This is a genomic window from Burkholderia stagnalis, from assembly GCF_039848545.1.
GTDB classification, from domain to species: Bacteria; Pseudomonadota; Gammaproteobacteria; order Burkholderiales; family Burkholderiaceae; genus Burkholderia; species Burkholderia stagnalis.
In genome coordinates this window covers 632,494-645,756 of sequence record NZ_CP156687.1, presented here as the reverse complement: position 1 = coordinate 645,756, position 13,263 = coordinate 632,494, and the positions used below count along the sequence as shown (strand labels likewise).

The 13,263-nt window shown below is 67.0% G+C and carries 16 protein-coding genes; 11 read left to right on the top strand and 5 right to left on the bottom strand.

Annotated elements, in window-relative coordinates; genetic code table 11:
- Positions 1-22: 22 nt before the first annotated feature.
- From ABFO07_RS33610 to ABFO07_RS33600, 3 genes are all read right to left on the bottom strand, one after another.
- Positions 23-244: a hypothetical protein gene (locus ABFO07_RS33610; protein ID WP_059810047.1), complete on the bottom strand. Its 222-nt coding sequence runs from the start codon at positions 242-244 to the stop codon at positions 23-25.
- A 73-nt stretch (positions 245-317) separates the two neighbouring features.
- Positions 318-569 carry an HPr family phosphocarrier protein gene (locus ABFO07_RS33605; RefSeq protein ID WP_230942031.1) on the bottom strand — a complete coding sequence of 84 codons (252 nt, stop codon included), beginning with the start codon at positions 567-569 and terminating at the stop codon, positions 318-320.
- 46 nt (positions 570-615) lie between these two features.
- Positions 616-1,062 carry a hypothetical protein gene (locus ABFO07_RS33600; protein WP_059557806.1) on the bottom strand — a complete coding sequence of 149 codons (447 nt, stop codon included), beginning with the start codon at positions 1,060-1,062 and terminating at the stop codon, positions 616-618.
- Between the two features lie 214 nt (positions 1,063-1,276).
- Here ABFO07_RS33600 and ABFO07_RS33595 point away from each other — a divergent pair, with 214 nt between their 5' ends.
- Positions 1,277-1,621, top strand: coding sequence for a zinc ribbon domain-containing protein YjdM (locus tag ABFO07_RS33595; protein WP_059810179.1), 345 nt, complete (start codon positions 1,277-1,279; stop codon positions 1,619-1,621).
- A 23-nt stretch (positions 1,622-1,644) separates the two neighbouring features.
- The gene (locus ABFO07_RS33590; protein WP_059557804.1) at positions 1,645-2,481 is read left to right on the top strand and encodes a spermidine synthase; all 837 of its coding nucleotides are present in this window, start codon (positions 1,645-1,647) and stop codon (positions 2,479-2,481) included.
- Between the two features lie 13 nt (positions 2,482-2,494).
- Here the strand turns inward: ABFO07_RS33590 and ABFO07_RS33585 are convergent, their stop codons facing one another.
- Both ABFO07_RS33585 and ABFO07_RS33580 read right to left on the bottom strand, forming a co-directional pair.
- Entirely contained in the window at positions 2,495-2,692 is a 198-nt protein-coding gene (locus ABFO07_RS33585; protein ID WP_017335154.1) for a CopG family transcriptional regulator, read from the bottom strand.
- Positions 2,693-2,769: 77 nt separating this feature from the next.
- Positions 2,770-3,552: a YoaK family protein gene (locus tag ABFO07_RS33580; RefSeq protein ID WP_059810053.1), complete on the bottom strand. Its 783-nt coding sequence runs from the start codon at positions 3,550-3,552 to the stop codon at positions 2,770-2,772.
- 250 nt (positions 3,553-3,802) lie between these two features.
- On the opposite strand from ABFO07_RS33580, the gene hyfB reads away from it, so the two are divergent.
- From hyfB to ABFO07_RS33535, 9 genes are all read left to right on the top strand, one after another.
- A complete protein-coding gene (gene hyfB, locus ABFO07_RS33575; protein ID WP_059810055.1) occupies positions 3,803-5,809 on the top strand; it encodes a hydrogenase 4 subunit B in 2,007 nt (668 codons plus the stop codon).
- Positions 5,803-6,753: a respiratory chain complex I subunit 1 family protein gene (locus ABFO07_RS33570; protein WP_059810057.1), complete on the top strand. Its 951-nt coding sequence runs from the start codon at positions 5,803-5,805 to the stop codon at positions 6,751-6,753. The genes hyfB and ABFO07_RS33570 overlap by 7 nt, the downstream gene beginning before the upstream one ends.
- A complete protein-coding gene (locus ABFO07_RS33565) occupies positions 6,754-7,413 on the top strand; it encodes a hypothetical protein (RefSeq protein WP_059810059.1) in 660 nt (219 codons plus the stop codon).
- Positions 7,406-8,869 carry a hydrogenase 4 subunit F gene (locus ABFO07_RS33560; protein WP_059881493.1) on the top strand — a complete coding sequence of 488 codons (1,464 nt, stop codon included), beginning with the start codon at positions 7,406-7,408 and terminating at the stop codon, positions 8,867-8,869. Before ABFO07_RS33565 ends, ABFO07_RS33560 begins: the two co-directional genes overlap by 8 nt.
- A gap of 3 nt (positions 8,870-8,872) precedes the next feature.
- The gene (locus tag ABFO07_RS33555) at positions 8,873-10,432 is read left to right on the top strand and encodes an NADH-quinone oxidoreductase subunit C (protein ID WP_060027766.1); all 1,560 of its coding nucleotides are present in this window, start codon (positions 8,873-8,875) and stop codon (positions 10,430-10,432) included.
- A complete protein-coding gene (locus ABFO07_RS33550; RefSeq protein ID WP_059810065.1) occupies positions 10,432-10,941 on the top strand; it encodes an NADH-quinone oxidoreductase subunit B family protein in 510 nt (169 codons plus the stop codon). The genes ABFO07_RS33555 and ABFO07_RS33550 overlap by 1 nt, the downstream gene beginning before the upstream one ends.
- A gap of 82 nt (positions 10,942-11,023) precedes the next feature.
- On the top strand, positions 11,024-11,368 hold the full coding sequence (locus ABFO07_RS33545; RefSeq protein WP_059558203.1) for a hypothetical protein: 345 nt from the start codon (positions 11,024-11,026) through the stop codon (positions 11,366-11,368).
- Positions 11,369-11,370: 2 nt separating this feature from the next.
- Positions 11,371-11,583, top strand: a complete 213-nt coding sequence (locus tag ABFO07_RS33540) for a twin transmembrane helix small protein (protein ID WP_059557799.1) — start codon at positions 11,371-11,373, stop codon at positions 11,581-11,583.
- Positions 11,584-11,784: 201 nt separating this feature from the next.
- A complete protein-coding gene (locus ABFO07_RS33535) occupies positions 11,785-12,933 on the top strand; it encodes a porin (RefSeq protein ID WP_059557796.1) in 1,149 nt (382 codons plus the stop codon).
- The last annotated feature ends 330 nt before the right edge of the window (positions 12,934-13,263 follow it).

Here is a 13,263-nt window from a genome sequence, read left to right as displayed (position 1 = left end):
GCCGATGCGTTCGGCGCGGGGGCTACTTGCGGTTCTTCAGGAAGGCCCGGCCGGCCGTCGTGATCGAAATGCCCGAACGGCCGTTCATGGGCGAATCAACCAGGCCCGCGCTGATGAGTTCCCGTGTGATGGACCAGCCGAGCGCGGGTGTCCCGCGTCCGTAGCGGACTTCCGCAAGGCGTTCCAGCGCCCAGATCGCGGATGAGGAAATGGTGGGGGCGTTTGACGTTTCGTGGTCGCTCATCGCGTCTCCGGAATCGAGAAAATAAGCCCTTGCCAGGGGCGCGGGGTGGTACGGGATCGAATGGCCAGGCCGGCTACTCGCCCTGCAGCAAGGGCAGGAGCGCGCGAAGCGCGGCGTCTTCATCGGGGCCGGTCGCCATCACTTGAGCGGACGTGCCGCCGCGCACCTGCAGCGATGCGATCGCCACGCCGTCCTTCGCATTGCCGTGGCGCCCGTTCGCAATCAGCAGGATGTCGCTGTCGAAGCGGCGTGCCATGCCGACGAGCGCATCCTGGGCGGCGTACGCGCCATGCCGGTTCCAGCTCGGGCCGATTTGAAGGTGCACGACGGTTGCCACGTTCTTTGCGAAGCCTCTGGATGGATCGTTGGGTTCAGTGCGACAGGTCGATCTGGCGGCCCGTCAGAAACGCCAGAAATGCGCTTTCCCACGCTGCGTCGCACACATCGATGTCGATGCCGGCGAGCCTGTCCAGCGCGCTGCCCAGGCACACCGCGCGCAGCGATCGAGGCGGCACGCCTTGCCGGAAACACCGGCCGTCGGCGTCGAGCAGCAGGCACGGATGGCGCCGGAACCGCGCGCTGGCCACCGAGATCGGATCCATGACATGCCGGGCCGAATCCCTCGGATAGACGAAGGCCAGATGAATCCCTGCCGCCGCGAGCCGTTCTCCCACGTCATGGAAGCGGTGAACCATCTGGAATCCGCGCTCGCCGCCACGCCCGACGCCTACGACGACGAGCCCCCGGCTTCCCGCGACGTCCCGCAGCGCGACGGGGCGCCGATCGGGCAACAGCAACGCTCCATCCAGCTCGAACATGTCGACATCCTCCGCGAAACCGACCGCAAGTCCGACGAAAGGCGGTAAGCCGTGGATTATAATGTACGGATAAGTTTATGTGTATAGCATTATAATGTCGTGTGTGCCGTCAGGTGCCGGTCGATGCGTCGACGGCACGACGGCCGATGCCGGCGAGGCGGGTTGCTCGCCGGTTTTTACTGACCGATCCCAAACCGTTTCAATGGAAGCCGCCATGCACGCTGCCCCTTCATGTCCCCAATGCTCGATGGAAAACACGTATCCGGACGGCGCGTTGTTCGTGTGCGCGGACTGCGGTCACGAATGGTCGGCGAGCGCCGGCGCCGACGCGGGCGATGAACCCGCCGGGAGCGTCGTCAAGGATGCGAACGGCAACGTGCTGTCGGACGGGGATTCGGTGGTGCTGATCAAGGATCTGCGCGTCAAGGGCTCGTCGATCACGCTGAAGATGGGCACCAAGGTGAAGAGCATCCGGATCGTCGGCGGCGATCACGAAATCGACTGCAAGACGGACGCCGGCAGCTTCATGCTCAAGGCCTGTTTCCTGAAGAAGGTCTGACCGTCTGGTCGGGCACCCCAAGCATGGCCGAGGAACGAACCTCCTACGACGCGTTCGTCGAATTCCTGTCGACGCCGATGCGTGACGGGCGACCCTATGTGCTGGAGACGCGGGACGCGGTGTCGCTGCACTTCGATCATTTCGCCACGCAGAGCTTCATGTCGCGCGGCGATCCGGAGAAGCTCGCGCTGGGCTATACGCGCACGATGATGGGATTCCTGCTGCTGCAGCCGGCCCCCGCGCACATCTGCATGATCGGGCTGGGCGGGGGATCGCTGGCGAAGTATTGCTATCGTCACCTGCCCGGGGCCGCGATCGACGCGGTCGAAATCAGCCCCGAGGTGATCGCGCTGCGCGACGTGTTCAGGATTCCTGCGGACGACGCGCGGTTCAGGGTGGTGTGCGCCGATGGCGCGGACTACGTGACGAACGAGGACGTCCGCACGGATGTGATCCTGCTGGACGCGTTCGTCACGGACGGGATCGCGAGCCGTTGCGCGGACCTCGCGTTCTTCGACGCCTGTCGCGAGCGCTTGAGCGAGACGGGTGTGCTCGTGATCAACTTCACCGACGACGATCCGGCGCTGCCGCTGCATCTCGAGCGGCTGGGCTCCGTGTTCGGTGCGTGCCACGCGCTCGTCCGGTGCAGTGACGACAGCAACTTCGTCGCGTTCGCGTGGAAGGGCGGCCACCGCCTGCCATCCACGCGAGTCCTGCTCGAACGCGCGCGGTCGTTGGCCGTGGCAGGCGAACTCGAGCTGTCAGCGACGGCCCGGCGCCTGAAGGCAGGCGAGCGCCTCGATCCGGATCGGCTGGTCTGGCATGAGAAAGGGAGTGCGCACTGGGCGATCGGCGTGTGACCGGCCCGTGGTGTTACTCGGCGCTTCGTCTGACCCGCTTGCCGAGCGGGCTCTGGGTCTTGTAGGTCACGCCGTGACGCTCGAGATACTCGCGGATCAATTGCCGGACGACTTGTGACGGCGTCAGATCCTGCTCGGAGCAGAGCATTTCGAATGCTTCCTTCTTGGCGGGATCGATCAGGACGGTCAGGCGTGCGGTTTTCGTTTCCATTGCGAGCGCGGGTCGGCAAATATGTTAATCGAATTATAATGCATCCGCCGTCGACGGCACGGCGGGAAGGGGCCGTATCACTGCGTGCCGGGGCTGCGCGTGCGGTCGCGCCGATAGCGCCAGGACAGCATATCGTCGACGACGGGCACGATCGCGAGCGTGACGAGTGCGCCGGCGAGCGGCACGGTCGACACGTAGCCCGCATGCTTGAAACCGACGGCGCCGATCAGGCCGCCCACGAAGAACGACGCGAGCATCGTGCCATGGATCCGCAGCTTCGCGCGGTTGGCGATGACCGCATGGGCGTCGGCGGTGACCTTCGATCGATTCCAGTAAAACAGCTTGCCCAGTTCGATGCCGAGGTCCGTCACGATGCCGGTCATGTGCGTGGTCCGGATCTCCGCGCCCGACAGCTTCGTGATCATCGCGTTCTGCAGCCCCATGATGAAGCACAGCAGGATCACGGTCACCGGCACGAAGAACGCTTCCCATAGCGCGAGGTGGCTGCCGAGCAGGCCGAACAGGAGCAGCAGCGCGGCCTCGACCAGCAGCGGCAGCACGTACTGGCTTTGCAGGCGCCGGCGGCGCCCCCAGTTGACGAGCACCGCCGAGCACGCCGCGCCGACGAGAAACGATGCCAGCGAACCGACGCCGGCCAGCACGAGCCGGATGTCCCCGAGCGCGGTCTGGTCCGCGATCGCCGACACGATGCCGCTCATGTGGGACGTGTATTGCTTGACCGCGAGGAAGCCGCCGGCATTGGTGGCGCCGGCGACGCAGGCAAGGGAAAAGCCGAGCTGGCGGTTCGCGCTCGCGCTGCGGTGTTTTCCCGTCAGGCTTCGAAAGTACTGCGCAGGCATAGGAGCTTCACTCGATCGCGCGGACCACCGGCAAGGGCGTTGCGGTTGGGCGCTTCGCGCACCGCATGCGGGCGACCGGTCCGCCGGGCCGCCCGCTATCCGCGAACATGTAGCTCACATGATAATGCAATTATCATGATCTGTTATCCGGATTGGCCTTTCGGTGTCATAATACGCACGGAACGAGCCCGGGATACCCGGGCTCGTTCCGTGCTCCTCGTCCAATCCGAGCGTACTGGAGACATTCCGGATGGCACCCGTGCCGGTCGTCCATTTCGTCCTGCTGGTCGCGGCCGCGTGGCTGGCGATCGGCACGCTCGGTCTCGGGGCCCTGCATCGCACGCGGCTCGTGGCGCACGGGCTGTTTCCGCTCGGCGCGCTGGGCGGGCTGCTGCTGAGTGCGGCGGGGCTCGCGGGCGTGTTCGCCGAACCGGGCGCCGCGGTGCTGCCGATCGGGCTGCCCGGGCTGCCGTTCCACCTGCGCGTCGACGGGCTGTCCGGCTATTTCCTGTTCGTGCTGGGCGTCGTCAGCGCGGGGATCGGCGCCTTTTCCGCCGGCTATTTCCGCAAGGGCGAAGGGGCCGCGCCAGGGCTCATCTGCTTCGAATACCACGTCTGCATCGCGAGCATCCTGCTCGTGCTGATTGCCGACGACGCGTACGTGTTCATGGTCGCCTGGGAAACGCTGACGTTGTCCGCGACGTTTCTCGTGATGACCAACCACCGGATCGCCGAGATCCGCCGCGCCGGCTACCTGTATTTCCTGATCTCCCACGTCGGCGCGCTCGCGCTGCTCCTGTGCTTCGGCATGCTGCAGGCGCGTACCGGCGACTACACCTTCGCCAACATGCGCGCGCAGTCACCGGGCGCGTTCGGGGCATCGCTCGCGTTCCTGTTCGCGCTGGCCGGATTCGGCGCCAAGGCGGGTGTGTTCCCGCTGCACGTGTGGCTGCCGGACGCCCATCCGGCCGCGCCGTCCCCCGTGTCGGCGCTGCTCAGCGGCGTCGTGCTGAAAGTGGGCCTGTACGGCCTGCTGCGCGTCGTGTTCGACCTGCTGCACGTGCAGGTCGCATGGTGGGGCGTGCTGCTGCTCGTGCTCGGCATCGGCACCGCGCTCCTCGGCGTCGTGTTCAGCACGATCCAGGTCGACATGAAGCGCCTGCTCGCGTATTCGTCGATCGACAACATCGGCCTGATGATGGTCGCGCTCGGGCTCGCGGTGCTGTTTCGCGCGTACGGGATGACGGGATTGTCCGCGCTCGCGCTGACCGCGATGCTCTATCAGGTCAGCGCGCATGCGGCATTCAAGAGTTTGCTGTTCCTCGGTACGGGCGCCGTGCTGCATGCCACCGGGGAGCGCAATCTCGGCAGGCTCGGCGGCCTGATCCGCTTCATGCCGTGGACCGCGTGGGCCGTACTGGCGGGCGTCGCGGCCAGCGCCGGCTTGCCGCCGCTGAGCGGCTTCGTCGGGGAATGGCTGCTGCTGCAGAGCTTCCTGTTCACGCCCGGCTTGCCGGATTCGGTGCTCGCGATGACGGTGCCGATCGCGGCCGCGCTGGTCGCGATGACGGCGGCGCTCGCCGGCTATACGATGGTCAAGTTCTTCGGCATCGTGTTCCTCGGACAGCCGAGAGAGGCGAGGCTGAGCCGCGCACGCGACGCGAATGCGTGGGAACGGTTCGCGTTCTGCTGGTTCGCGGCGGCCGGCGTGCTGCTCGGGCTGATGCCCGCGCAGTTCGTCAAGGTGCTGGATCGCGTCACGCGCGCGCTGGTCGGGGCCGGCATCGGCGCGGACAACCATGGCTGGCTGCTGTTCGTGCCCGTCGCCCCCGCGCGGGCCAGTTACATGCCCGCCGTGTTCATGCTGTTTTTCATCGCCTGCTGCGGTCTCGCCTGGGTGCTGGTGCGACGCTTCTACCACGGACGGCTGCGGCGCGCCGCACCGTGGAACTGCGGTTTCCCGTTCGCGAACGCGCGCATGCAGGACACGGCGGAAGGGTTCGGGCAGCCGATCCGTGAAATCTTCGCACCGCTCCTGCGCATCGAGCGGCAACTGCCTTCGCCGTTCGATGCGCGGCCGGCCTACCGGGTCTCGGTCACCGATCGCACGTGGCCCGCGCTCTACGAACGCGTCGCCGCGCTGACGCAGCGCATCGCGGAATGGACGGGCCGTCTGCAGACCGGCAGGATCGCCGTGTACCTGACCTACAGCTTCGCCGTGCTGATCCTGCTCCTGATACTGGTGAGACGATGGTGACCGTCTCCGGCGTGATGTCGCAAACCCTCGAGATCGTGGTGGCGCTGGCCGCCGCGCCGCTGCTCACGGGCTGGGTCAACCAGTGCCGCGCCTGGCTGCAGAACCGGCGCGCCCCCAGCATCTGGCAGCCGTACCGGATGCTCCACAAGCTGTTCAACAAGGAGTCGGTCGTCGCCCATGGCGCAAGCCCGGTGTTTCGTGGCGCACCGTACGTGGTGTGGGCGGCGATGACGCTCGCCTGCGCGATCGTACCGACCCTGTCGACCGAATTGCCGCTGTCGCCCGCCGCGGACGCGATCGCGCTCGTCGGCCTGTTCGCGCTCGCGCGCGTCGCGCTGTCGCTCGCGGCGATGGACGTCGGCACGGCGTTCGGCACGCTCGGCGCCCGCCGCGAAATGTTGATCGGTTTCCTCGCGGAGCCGGCGTTGCTGATGGTGCTGCTGTCGGCCTCGCTGATCACGCAGTCGACCCTGCTCACGCGCATCGTCGCGACGCTGGGGCGGGGCGAGCTGGCGATCTATCCGAGCCTCGCGTTCGCGGGCATCGCGTTCACGCTGGTGTCGCTCGCCGAGAACGCGCGGCTGCCCGTCGACAATCCGGCCACCCACCTCGAGCTGACGATGATCCACGAGGCGCTGATCCTCGAATACTCGGGGCGGCACCTCGCGCTGATGGAATGGGCGGCCAGCCTGAAGCTGTTCGCGTACTCGTGCATCGGCCTCGCACTCTTCATGCCGTGGGGGATTGCGGCGGCCGGTGATCCGCTGGCGCTGGTGTTCGCGGTGCCGGCGCTCTTCGTCAAGCTGATGGCGGGCGGCGCCGCGCTTGCCGTGGTCGAGACCGCCAACGCGAAGATGCGGATCTTCCGGGTGCCGGAATTCCTCGCGACGGCGTTCCTGCTCGCGGTGATCGGCATGCTCGTCCACTTGCTGCTGGGGGCATGAATGCACGGCTACGCGACGCAACTGATCAATTTCCTCGCGGCGGTGCTGCTGATGGTGTCGTTCGCGATGCTGAGCCAGCGTCGGATCCTGTCGCTGATCCACCTCTATACGCTGCAGGGTGTCGCGCTCGTCCTGGCCAACCTGATCCTCGGTTTCGTGACGGGGGACCCGAACCTGTACGTGTCGGCCGGACTGACGCTGGTGCTGAAGGCCGGCGCGATTCCATGGATCCTCTATCGGCTTGTGCGCAGGCTCGACGTGCGGGCCGACGTCGAGCCGCTCATCAACATCCCGACGACGCTGCTGATCGGCATCGTGCTCGTGATCATCGCGTTCAACGTCGCGTCGCCGATCAGCCAGCTCGCGACGTCGGTTGCGCGCGGTACGCTCGGGATCGCGCTCGCGTGCGTACTGCTGTCGTTCATGACGATGATCACGCGCGCCAAGGCGATTCCGCAGGTGATCGGCTTCCTGTCGATGGAGAACGGGCTGTTCTTCGCCGCCACGGCCGCGACCAACGGCATGCCGATGATCGTCGAGCTCGGCATCGGTCTCGACGTGCTGGTCGGGATCCTGATCCTGGGCGTGTTCATGTTCCAGATTCGCGAGCAGTTCGACAGCCTGGACATCCATCACCTCGAGAAGCTCAACGATGAATGACGCCCACGTCGTGCTCGCCGTGCTCGGCATTCCGCTCGCGGCCGCTGCATGTCTCGCGCTCGCGTGGCCGGGCCACGTCGCGCGCAACCTGAACGTCGGCTTCAGCTTCCTGACATTCGCGGCGACGCTCGTGCTCGCCGCCCGCACCGTCGAACAGGGGCCGTCGTTCGCGTTCGGCAGGGCGTTCTTCGTCGATCCGCTCAACGTCTACCTGGTCGCGCTGACGGCGTTCGTCGGCTGGACGACGTCGCTGTTCTCGCGGCCGTACATGCAGGTCGAGGAAGCCCGCGGCCGGATGACGGCGGCGCGGATGCGGCTTTATCACGGCATGTACCAGCTTTTCATGTTCGCGATGCTCGTTGCGCTTCTGACCAACAATCTGGGCGTGCTGTGGGTCGCGATGGAGGCCGCCACGCTTGCGACCGTGCTGCTCGTCAGCGTCTATCGGACCGCCGCGAGCCTCGAGGCGGCGTGGAAGTACTTCATCCTGTGCGGGGTCGGCATCGCGCAGGCGCTGTTCGGCACGATTCTGCTGTACCTCGCCGCGAGCCGGCGGCTGACCGACGGCGATGCGCTGCTGTGGACGAGCCTCGCCGCGATCAAGACGCAGCTCGACCCTGCCATCGTGTCGATCGCGTTCGTGTTCCTGCTCGTCGGCTACGGCACGAAGGTCGGGCTCGTGCCGATGCACAGCTGGTTGCCGGACGCGCATGCCGAAGGCCCGACGCCGATCTCGGCGGTGTTGTCCGGACTGCTGCTGAACGTCGCGCTGTACGCGGTGCTGCGCTGCAAGGTGCTCGCCGACGGCTCGCTCGGCAACGGCCTGCCGGGCCGGTTGCTGGTCGGGTTCGGGCTCGTGTCGGTGCTGGTGGCATCGTTCTCGCTGTTCCGGCAGAAGGACGTCAAGCGGCTGTTCTCGTATTCGTCGATCGAGCACATGGGGCTGATGACGTTCGCGTTCGGCCTCGGCGGGCCGGTCGCGACGTTCGCCGGGCTGCTGCACATGACCGTCCATTCCCTCGTCAAGTCGGCGATTTTCTTCGCGGTCGGCCACGCGGCGCAGAAGGCGGGCACGCAGACGATCGACGGCATTCGCGGGCTGCTGCAGGTCAGCCCGACGGTCGGCTGGGGCATGATGCTCGGCGCGCTCGCGATTCTCGGCCTGCCGCCGTTCGGCGTGTTCGCGAGCGAATTCCTGATCCTGACGACCGCAATGAACACGATCCCGTGGGCGGCGCCCTTGCTGCTGCTCGGCCTCGCCGTCGCATTCGCGGCGATCTTCGCGCGCGTGCAGCGCATGGTGTTCGGCGCAACGACGACCGCGCGACCGCTCGAGCATCGCCCCGCACTCCTGCCGGTATTCGTGCATCTCGGGCTGGGGCTGGTGCTCGGGCTCTATGTCCCGCCGTACCTGGCGATGTGGTATCGCCAGGCCGCAACGATGCTGGCGGGGTGACGCATGCGACTCGATTCGATGCCGTTCGCCGCGACCCGCCTGACGCGCAGTGCGGGCCAGATTTCGGTGGGCGTGGCGGACGCCGACGAGGCGGGGTGGCTCGCGATCGCGCGGACGGTGCACGCCGGGCAAGGCCGCCTCGTCGCGATGTGGGCCGGCGAAGCCGTCGAGCGCGCGTTTTCGGTGAACGCCGCGTACGAATGCGACGACGGCATCCTTTGGGTGCGCCTCGCGACGGGATGCACGCCGCAACCCGCGGGCGATTTTCCCGATCTCGCCGGCCTGTATCCGTGCGCGATGCGCATGCAGCGGGCGATCTTCGACCTGACCGGCCTGCGGGCCCGGGGCGCCGAGGATACCCGGCCGTGGCTCAATCATGGAAACTGGCCTGGCGATTATTTTCCGCTGCAGAAGCAGGCGACGGGCGTCGAAGCGTTCGAGTCGAGCGAGGCGGACTACCCGTTCGTGCAGGTGGCGGGCGACGGCGTGCACGAGATCGCGGTCGGGCCGATCCACGCCGGCATCATCGAGCCCGGGCATTTCCGGTTCTCGGTCGTCGGCGAGAAGGTGCTGCGCCTTGAAGCGCGTCTCGGCTACGCCCACCGCGGCGTCGAGCGGCTGTTCGAGCGTACCCCCGCGTCGGGCGGCCATCGGGTCGCCGCCCGGATCTCGGGCGATTCGACCGTCGCGTTCGCGTGGGCCTATTGCATGGCGCTCGAGCAGGCGTGCGGCGCGGCGCTGCCGAAGCGGGCGCTCTATTTGCGGGCGCTCCTGCTGGAACGCGAGCGCGTCGCCAACCATCTCGGCGACCTCGGCGCGCTCGGCAACGATGCCGGGTTCGGGTTCGGCCTCGCGCAGTTCTCGCGACTCAAGGAGGACTGGATACGGGTGAACGCGCGCCTGTTCGGGCATCGATATCTGATGGACCGGATCGTGCCGGGCGGCGTGGCGGTCGACGTTCGCGCCGGGGAGGCGGCTGTCGTCGCGGAACAATGCGCGCATGTCGAGCGTGAAGTCCACGTCATGCGGACCATCTACGAAGACCAGTCCGGGCTGCAGGATCGATTCCTCGGCACGGGGCGGCTGACCGCCGCCGTGGTCGAGCATTTCGGCGTGCGCGGCATGGCTGCCCGTGCCAGCGGCCGGGCCTTCGACGTGCGCGCGAACGTGCGGCCGGCGCCCTATGACGACATCGCCGTCAAGGCGGCCAGCGACGCGCGTGGGGACGTTGCCGCGCGCGTCGCCGTGCGCTTTGCCGAAATCGATGCATCCCTGCAGCTGATCCGTGCGCTGCTGGCCGAACTTCCGGACGGCCCGGTTGCCGTCGCCGTGCCGCCTGCCGCGGCGCCTTCCCGAGGGGCCGGGTGGGTGGAAGGCTGGCGCGGGGACGTGTTCGTCGCGCTCGACGTGGCACCGGGCGACGTCGTCGCACGCTGCCATTGCCACGATCCGTCGTGGCAGAACTGGCCGGCGCTCGAGCACGCGATCATCGGCAATATCGTTCCGGATTTCCCGTTGATCAACAAATCGTTCAACCTGAACTACGCGGGGCACGATCTCTGATGTGGCAGCTCATCCGGCAATTCGCGCGCACCGACTTTCCCGACGAACCTGCGCCGGCGGCGGAAGACGCGTGGCGGCACGAGGCGCAGCAGATTCGCCAGGACCTGCTCGATCTGCTCGGGCGTGCGCTGTGCATCCGGCAGATCGACGCGGGGTCATGCAACGGGTGCGAGCTGGAGATCCACGCGCTGAACAACCCGTACTACAACATCGAAGGGCTCGGCATCAAGTTCGTCGCCAGCCCGCGGCACGCCGACCTGCTGCTCGTGACCGGGCCGGTGACGCTCAACATGCGCGCGGCGATGCTCGCCGCGTACGACGCGACACCCGGCCCGAAACGGGTGGTGGCCGCAGGGGAGTGCGCGTGCACGGGCGGCATGTTTGCCGACGGTTATGCGGTGTGCGGGCCGGTTTCGTCGATCCTGCCGGTCGACGTGACGATCCCCGGGTGTCCGCCGCCCCCCATCGACCTGCTGCGCGGCATCCTCGCCGCGTGCCGGTCTCGCTGAGCCGGACGGCGACTGCCGTTCATGGCCCAGGCCTCTCAACCTCGATTCAACCCTTGTTCGCAATGACTTACGCTTCCGCTTCATGACTCCGATCAAATTCATACTTCGCTATACCGCCATCCCGTTCACGGCCATCGTGGCGGTCGTGATCTGGGCGGCCGTGCCGTCCTCGCAGGAAATCGATGCACGACAGTATGCGGCGCTGTCGCATGCGTACCGGAGCTTTCCTGCGCCGTTCCGGCGCGAGATCGTGGATGCGATGGCGCACGGCCGGATCACCGACTGGCAGTACCAGACGCTCGTGCGCGACTCGCTGGCCAACGGCGTCGCACTGGACTGGCCGGCGACGGGCCTGAGCGACGTCGCTGCCGAGCGGCGCAAGCTGGCCGCACTGATTCAAGCCGATTCCGATCTCGCAGGGCACTGAAAATGAAGACCTTACTGGTTGCTGTCGCATTCGTTCTGATTATCGGCAGCTTGATTTCCGCGCTGTATTTCATGAATCGCGACCGGGGGACGACGAAGCGCATGGCGTGGTCGCTCGCGGCGCGGGTCGGGATATCGATCACGCTGTTCCTGGCGCTCCTCATTTCGTACTGGCTGGGCTGGATCGAGCCGACCGGATTGCCGATCGGGCGTTAGGCGGCTCGTGCCTCCTGTCTGACTCGCCCGGCCCCGGCCGGGCGCCATTGTTGCACTGTTGTCCGGATTGGAAAGGACCCCTCCACGGCCGGCAATATGTGCGGCGAAAACGGCCGATTATTCTCCCGATCGCAGTTCCGATTCCCAAGCCGACAAGCTATCGGACTGCTTACAAAATCAACCGATCGGGGAGGCCTGTTCATGAGAAGCGTCGTCATTTCCAGTGGTATTGGCGCGGTGTTCGCCGTTGCAGCGTCGTCCGCGCTTGCGCAGAGTTCCGTCACCTTGTATGGCCTCGTCGACACGGCCATTCGCTATCAAACGAACGCCGGCCCGGACGGCCGGGATCTGATCGGCATGACGGTCGGCCCGGAAACGCACAGCCGGTGGGGCCTGCGCGGCAGCGAAGACCTCGGCGGCGGCCTGTCGGCGATCTTCCGCCTCGAGAACGGCTTCGAACTCGGCGACGGGAAGCTTCACGTGGCCAACACGCTGTTCAGCCGGCAGGCGTATGTCGGGCTGTCGAGCAACCGCTACGGCACGCTGACCTTCGGCAACCAGTACGCGCCGCTGTACGACACGATGGGCGACACCTTCGACCCGATGACCGTCGGCGACTACTGGCAGGACAGCTGGATGTACAACGGCATCGGCAGCTTCCTGACCGTGCCGAACTCGGTCAAGTACCAGTTCTCGTCCAACGGCTTCAGCGTCGACGCGATCTACGGCTTCGGCAACCATGCCGGCGCAATGGGCCTCGACAGCACGTACGGCGTGGAGCTGACCTATGCGCACGGGCCGGCGTCGATCAACGCGGGCTTCCAGCAAACTTCGGTATCGTCGTTGAACGGCAGTTCGGTCAACGGTGCGAAGGTGAACTTCCTGCACGTGAGCGGCGCGTATCGGATCACCCCGGCCGTGCGGCTGCTGGCCGGCTGGCTGCACGGCCAGGACAAGACCGGCACGACGGACTTCAACATGCAGCAAGCCGGCGCGCCGGCGTTGCGCGCCGGCAGCCCGAACCGCATCGACGATACGTTCTATGTCGGCGCCAACTGGCAGGCCAGCGCGCCGCTGCTGATCACGGTGGCCGGCTATTACGGCCATGCGCGCAACGCGGAGCGGCTCGACGGCTCGCTCGGCGCCGGCATCAACTATTCCGCGACCGTGCTGGCCGAGTATGCGCTGTCGAAGCACACCGAGGTGTACGGCACGGTGGATGTCGCGCGCGGCAACGGCGCGTTCGCCGCCGACTATCCGGGCGCGACCAACCCCGCCACGGGCAGGGTCGACCAGATCGGCCGGACCAACAACGTCGGCGCGGCGATCGGCCTGCGTCAGATGTTCTGAACGCGGGCTCGGGCGGCCGCGCGCAGCGCGCGCGGTTCTTCTTCTTCACCTCGATTACAGAAGCGGTAAAACTTTCCGGAACGGTCGGCTGGCGCCACACCCGGCGGCGACATTCCGGTCTCCACGTTGCGATCGACGACGAAGCGCCGCCAGGGCGGCGCGCGGCGAGCGCGCATGGCCGTGCGCCCCAAGCGCACCCGGCATGGCAAATCTGCTCACCACGATCGAGCGGGTTGGGCATCGACGGCCAGATCGGCATTGCATAGATTCCCGAGGTTGGCGCGCTTATCCGCGCGCCACGCCATGCGCGCGCCGGCATCCGGCACGCGC

Excerpts from the sequence above, each read along its gene's own strand:
- ABFO07_RS33610 (WP_059810047.1), bottom strand. The coding sequence starts at position 244 with ATGAGCGACCACGAAACGTCAAACGCCCCCACCATTTCCTCATCCGCG.
- ABFO07_RS33585 (WP_017335154.1), bottom strand. The coding sequence starts at position 2,692 with ATGGAAACGAAAACCGCACGCCTGACCGTCCTGATCGATCCCGCCAAG.
- ABFO07_RS33570 (WP_059810057.1), top strand. The coding sequence starts at position 5,803 with ATGGTGACCGTCTCCGGCGTGATGTCGCAAACCCTCGAGATCGTGGTG.
- ABFO07_RS33580 (WP_059810053.1), bottom strand. The coding sequence starts at position 3,552 with ATGCCTGCGCAGTACTTTCGAAGCCTGACGGGAAAACACCGCAGCGCG.
- ABFO07_RS33595 (WP_059810179.1), top strand. The coding sequence starts at position 1,277 with ATGCACGCTGCCCCTTCATGTCCCCAATGCTCGATGGAAAACACGTAT.
- ABFO07_RS33565 (WP_059810059.1), top strand. The coding sequence starts at position 6,754 with ATGCACGGCTACGCGACGCAACTGATCAATTTCCTCGCGGCGGTGCTG.
- ABFO07_RS33555 (WP_060027766.1), top strand. The coding sequence starts at position 8,873 with ATGCGACTCGATTCGATGCCGTTCGCCGCGACCCGCCTGACGCGCAGT.
- ABFO07_RS33540 (WP_059557799.1), top strand. The coding sequence starts at position 11,371 with ATGAAGACCTTACTGGTTGCTGTCGCATTCGTTCTGATTATCGGCAGC.
- ABFO07_RS33545 (WP_059558203.1), top strand. The coding sequence starts at position 11,024 with ATGACTCCGATCAAATTCATACTTCGCTATACCGCCATCCCGTTCACG.
- hyfB (WP_059810055.1), top strand. The coding sequence starts at position 3,803 with ATGGCACCCGTGCCGGTCGTCCATTTCGTCCTGCTGGTCGCGGCCGCG.
- ABFO07_RS33560 (WP_059881493.1), top strand. The coding sequence starts at position 7,406 with ATGAATGACGCCCACGTCGTGCTCGCCGTGCTCGGCATTCCGCTCGCG.
- ABFO07_RS33535 (WP_059557796.1), top strand. The coding sequence starts at position 11,785 with ATGAGAAGCGTCGTCATTTCCAGTGGTATTGGCGCGGTGTTCGCCGTT.
- ABFO07_RS33600 (WP_059557806.1), bottom strand. The coding sequence starts at position 1,062 with ATGTTCGAGCTGGATGGAGCGTTGCTGTTGCCCGATCGGCGCCCCGTC.
- ABFO07_RS33550 (WP_059810065.1), top strand. The coding sequence starts at position 10,432 with ATGTGGCAGCTCATCCGGCAATTCGCGCGCACCGACTTTCCCGACGAA.
- ABFO07_RS33590 (WP_059557804.1), top strand. The coding sequence starts at position 1,645 with ATGGCCGAGGAACGAACCTCCTACGACGCGTTCGTCGAATTCCTGTCG.